General features: G+C 70.2%; 6 protein-coding genes. All 6 read left to right on the top strand.

Annotated elements, in window-relative coordinates; translation table 11 throughout:
* Nucleotides 1–232 precede the first annotated feature (232 nt).
* The 6 genes from GEV07_30830 to GEV07_30805 all read left to right on the top strand — a co-directional run bounded on the left by GEV07_30830 (nt 233) and on the right by GEV07_30805 (nt 3,259).
* Nucleotides 233–421 (top strand): hypothetical protein, encoded by a 189-nt coding sequence (locus tag GEV07_30830; protein ID MQA06903.1) that lies wholly within the window; start codon nt 233–235, stop codon nt 419–421.
* A 47-nt stretch (nt 422–468) separates the two neighbouring features.
* Nucleotides 469–741 carry a WhiB family transcriptional regulator gene (locus GEV07_30825; GenBank protein MQA06902.1) on the top strand — a complete coding sequence of 91 codons (273 nt, stop codon included), beginning with the start codon at nt 469–471 and terminating at the stop codon, nt 739–741.
* A 406-nt stretch (nt 742–1,147) separates the two neighbouring features.
* Nucleotides 1,148–1,468, top strand: a complete 321-nt coding sequence (locus GEV07_30820; protein MQA06901.1) for a hypothetical protein — start codon at nt 1,148–1,150, stop codon at nt 1,466–1,468.
* A gap of 287 nt (nt 1,469–1,755) precedes the next feature.
* Nucleotides 1,756–1,995 (top strand): hypothetical protein, encoded by a 240-nt coding sequence (locus GEV07_30815; GenBank protein MQA06900.1) that lies wholly within the window; start codon nt 1,756–1,758, stop codon nt 1,993–1,995.
* Entirely contained in the window at nt 1,992–2,225 is a 234-nt protein-coding gene (locus GEV07_30810; GenBank protein ID MQA06899.1) for a hypothetical protein, read from the top strand. The genes GEV07_30815 and GEV07_30810 overlap by 4 nt, the downstream gene beginning before the upstream one ends.
* Nucleotides 2,226–2,359: 134 nt before the next feature.
* Nucleotides 2,360–3,259: a hypothetical protein gene (locus GEV07_30805; GenBank protein ID MQA06898.1), complete on the top strand. Its 900-nt coding sequence runs from the start codon at nt 2,360–2,362 to the stop codon at nt 3,257–3,259.
* The last annotated feature ends 91 nt before the right edge of the window (nt 3,260–3,350 follow it).

The raw sequence follows: 3,350 nt of genomic DNA, 5'->3' as shown, positions 1-3,350 counted from the left end.
TCGAGTTGTCGCAGGTCATAACGCCCTTGTCTGAGTCGGATCGGGAGCGGTTGACGGACTTCTGGTCCCGTGTGATCGCCGAGTGTGGGGCTGACTTGCCTTCCCGCGAGGTTTCGGCGCGACCGGCGCGTCGCGCCCGACGGGTTCAGCGTCAGCGCACGGTGCGCTTGGTCCGGGTGCTGACGACCGCTCAGCCTGAGGCGGTTTCGCCAGGATCGGCGGTGGCGGCGTGATGTGTCGTGAGCGTGTGTTGCGCCTGTGCGCGGCGGTCAGCGCGTTGTGTGCGTTGCTGCTGGTCACCGTTCTGCTTGTCGGGCTGGTGGCGGTGCCGGAGTTCTCCCCGTGGCTGACCGCGTCGATGGCCGTGTCTGCGGCGTTCATCTCGCTGGGTGCGCTGCTGGCTGGGGGTGACCGGTCGTGACGGCGACCCCGTTGGCAGCGGTGGCGTTGCGGGACTGTCCGGCATGGATGGACCAGCGCGGTGAGACCGCGGTGTGCGCGACGGCTAATCCGGAGGTGTGGTTTCCGCAGAGGGGTGTCCCTGCCGATGCGGCCGTGGCGAAGCGGCTGTGCCGGTCGTGCCCGCTGATCGATCCGTGCCGGGAGTGGGCATTGGCGTACCCCACGGCGGCCCGTTACGGCGTGTGGGGCGGGTTGAGCGAGCGGGAACGCCGCGCCGAACGTAAACGTCGCGCTCGTCAGCGCCGGTCGGCTGTGGCGTCGACGCGAGAGGCGGCTTGAGCTGTGCATGCACCGACGTATTACCGCGCCCGGATCCCGCAGGCGGGCTGGACCCATTCGGGGAAGGCGACCGTGACCGTCCGGGTCGGCGGCGCGTACGAGGTCTACCTGTGTGTGGGGCAGTGGCGGATCCCGCTGCATGCCGAGGAGGCCTGGGGTGTGCTGGCCGCGCTGGAGGCGGCGTTGCCTGGCGAGTTGGGCGCGGCGCCGGAGTGGTTCGACGCCCCGATCTACGGGGAGGTCGCGTGATGCCCGCGTCAACGAAGCCTGCGCCGGCGTGGTGGGCGGCGTGCGTGCAGCCCGGTGATGGCCCGGAGTTCCGGTTTGCCGCGCCACCACGGAACCTGCTGCGCCGCCTCCGTCAGCGTCAACGCGCCCGGCGGCTGCACCGCAAGGGGGTGGCCCGGTGATCCCGCTCATCGGCCTGGTGGTGCTGGGCGCATGGCTGGTGTTCCTGGCGGTGTGCGTGGGGATCGCGGCACGCAAGGGCGTGTGGCTGAGGGTCGACATGCGAGTGCGCCAGACGGTGGAGCACCGCCACGAGTACACGCACCGCCACTTCCACCGGCACCGCATCGAGTCCGCTGCTGACGAGCCTGCGACGCACCCGAGCTCACGAGTCGTCGAGGGCTGGGTGCTGGCCCGGGCGGTGCTGCCGTCGACGCCGTCCAGCCGCGTTTCGCCACCACCGGTGCCCGTAAGGAGATCGAACGATGACGACACCTGACACCGCCCCGGTCCGGTGTGCGCGCGAGGGGCTGCCGGCACCGCTGGTCGTGGTGATCGACGAGTGCGGCCGCCTCGCTAGTGACCGTGAGTTCGGAACCCAGATTGCCCGTGAGCTGAAGGAGCGTAAGTGAACGGCTTGGATCGGATCGCTGATGCCGCGTACCGGCTGGTGACCGCGGCGGACGAGGACGAGTTCGCGCACGCGCTGTGTGAGCTGCGCGACGAGGTCGCTGAACCGGCGACTGAAACGACCTACACCAACACCCTGATCGGGGGCTACGTGTCATGACCGTCTACGTCGAATATCTGCCCCAGGAGAGCACGACGACTGCGACGCGGTCGCTGCTGTGGGCGGATAGCCCGCAGGAGATGCGCCAGTTCGCGATGAAGCTGGGCGTGGCGTGTGTGCCGTGGCTGCAGACCACCACGATCGCCGAGCCACAGCGCCGCCGCGCGATCTTGATGGGCGCCATCCCGGTGCACACCGGTCCCCGTGAGCCCGACCCGCAGGCGGTGGCGGCATGAGCGCCCGCACGATCATCGGCAGCGAGGGCGCCGCGCGGAACCTGGACCGCGACGGGCACCCGCTGCTGGCCGCGATCCATCGCCTGAGTCCGCGGCAGGCCTGCGACGCGCTGGCCTTCCTGGCCGGCTACAGCCCGGATGGGACGACCAGAGCACTCGACTCCGCGACTGCCGGCGACGTCGCCGACGTCGTGGTGCCGGAGCTGACCGAGTTGGGGGAGGCCGCGTAACCATGACCCAAGCGGCACCGGTGTCGAGCAAGGCACAGAAGCTGATCGCGGACGCGCGCCAGGCGGCGGAGCTGCGGTCCTACCGCACGCACCCGGATGTCGCGGCCCTGCGCATCGAACGGGTCCGCACCGCAGTGGATGCGCTGGTGTGGACCGGAATCGTGTTGGGGCTGGCGTTCACCATGTCGAATGTCGCCCAATTCGCCGCCGGGGGCGCTACTGCGTGGAGTGTGCCGTGGGTGACGGCGTGGCTGCTCGACCCGATGGTGTCGCTGTGCCTGATCGGCGTGCTGCTCGCGGAATCGACGCTGGCCCGCTACCAGCTGAAGGCCGGCCGTTGGGTGCGCGCGGCGAAGTGGGGCCTGCTGACGGCGACGTATGTGATGAACACGTGGCAGTCCTGGGCCACAACCGATGTGGCGGCGATCGTGTTGCACTCGGTGCCGCCGCTGGTGGTGTTCGTGATGGCCGAAGCCATCACCGACCTGCGGGACCGGCTCACCGACGCCGTGATCGCCGCGCACACCTGGGCACGGCACCACCGCGACCACGCCACCACCGTCCCCACGACGTGCGTGGACCCGACCCCTGCGGACATGGACCCGGCCATCGACCATGCCGGACCGTTGATCGAGTCCGCCGGCGAGGACCAGACGCCCTCGGGTGAGGACCAGCCGCCGGTGGACCTCCCCGCGGCGGAACCGGACCCGCTGCCGGTACAGGACCACCCGGCGGTTCCGCGCGTCGGCGAGGACCAGACCGCCGAGACCACGCCGCCGGTGCCGGTGCCGAGGACCACAAATGCGGGTCCGGATGTGTCGGACCTGATCGAGCCGGGCCGCCGGGTCCGGTACCGGTTGGTCGCGGCGGGCCAGGCGTTGTCGCGGCGGTCGCTGATTGCCGGGCTGCGTCAGGACGGCCATGGCATCGGCACCGCCCGCGCCAACGCGCTGCTGCGCCTTCTGACCACCGAGCCAACCCGAGACACCACCACCGATCGTTCCGACGCCCTGGGGGCGTCTGAGGCCGCCTGAAAGGGACACCAGAGTTCATGAGTATCCGCGACCGTCTCCCGTTCGGGAGCAAACCCGGTGACAACAACGGATCCGACCGGGAAACCGGGAT

This window comes from Streptosporangiales bacterium, from assembly GCA_009379825.1.
In the GTDB taxonomy this organism is placed as follows: Bacteria; Actinomycetota; Actinomycetes; order Streptosporangiales; family WHST01; genus WHST01.
The sequence above is the reverse complement of the archived record's forward strand: the minus strand, read 5'-3'. Positions and strand labels throughout refer to the sequence as shown.

Coding starts and splice junctions, on each gene's coding strand:
- GEV07_30830 (MQA06903.1), top strand. CDS start 233: ATGTGTCGTGAGCGTGTGTTGCGCCTGTGCGCGGCGGTCAGCGCGTTG.
- GEV07_30825 (MQA06902.1), top strand. CDS start 469: ATGGACCAGCGCGGTGAGACCGCGGTGTGCGCGACGGCTAATCCGGAG.
- GEV07_30815 (MQA06900.1), top strand. CDS start 1,756: ATGACCGTCTACGTCGAATATCTGCCCCAGGAGAGCACGACGACTGCG.
- GEV07_30810 (MQA06899.1), top strand. CDS start 1,992: ATGAGCGCCCGCACGATCATCGGCAGCGAGGGCGCCGCGCGGAACCTG.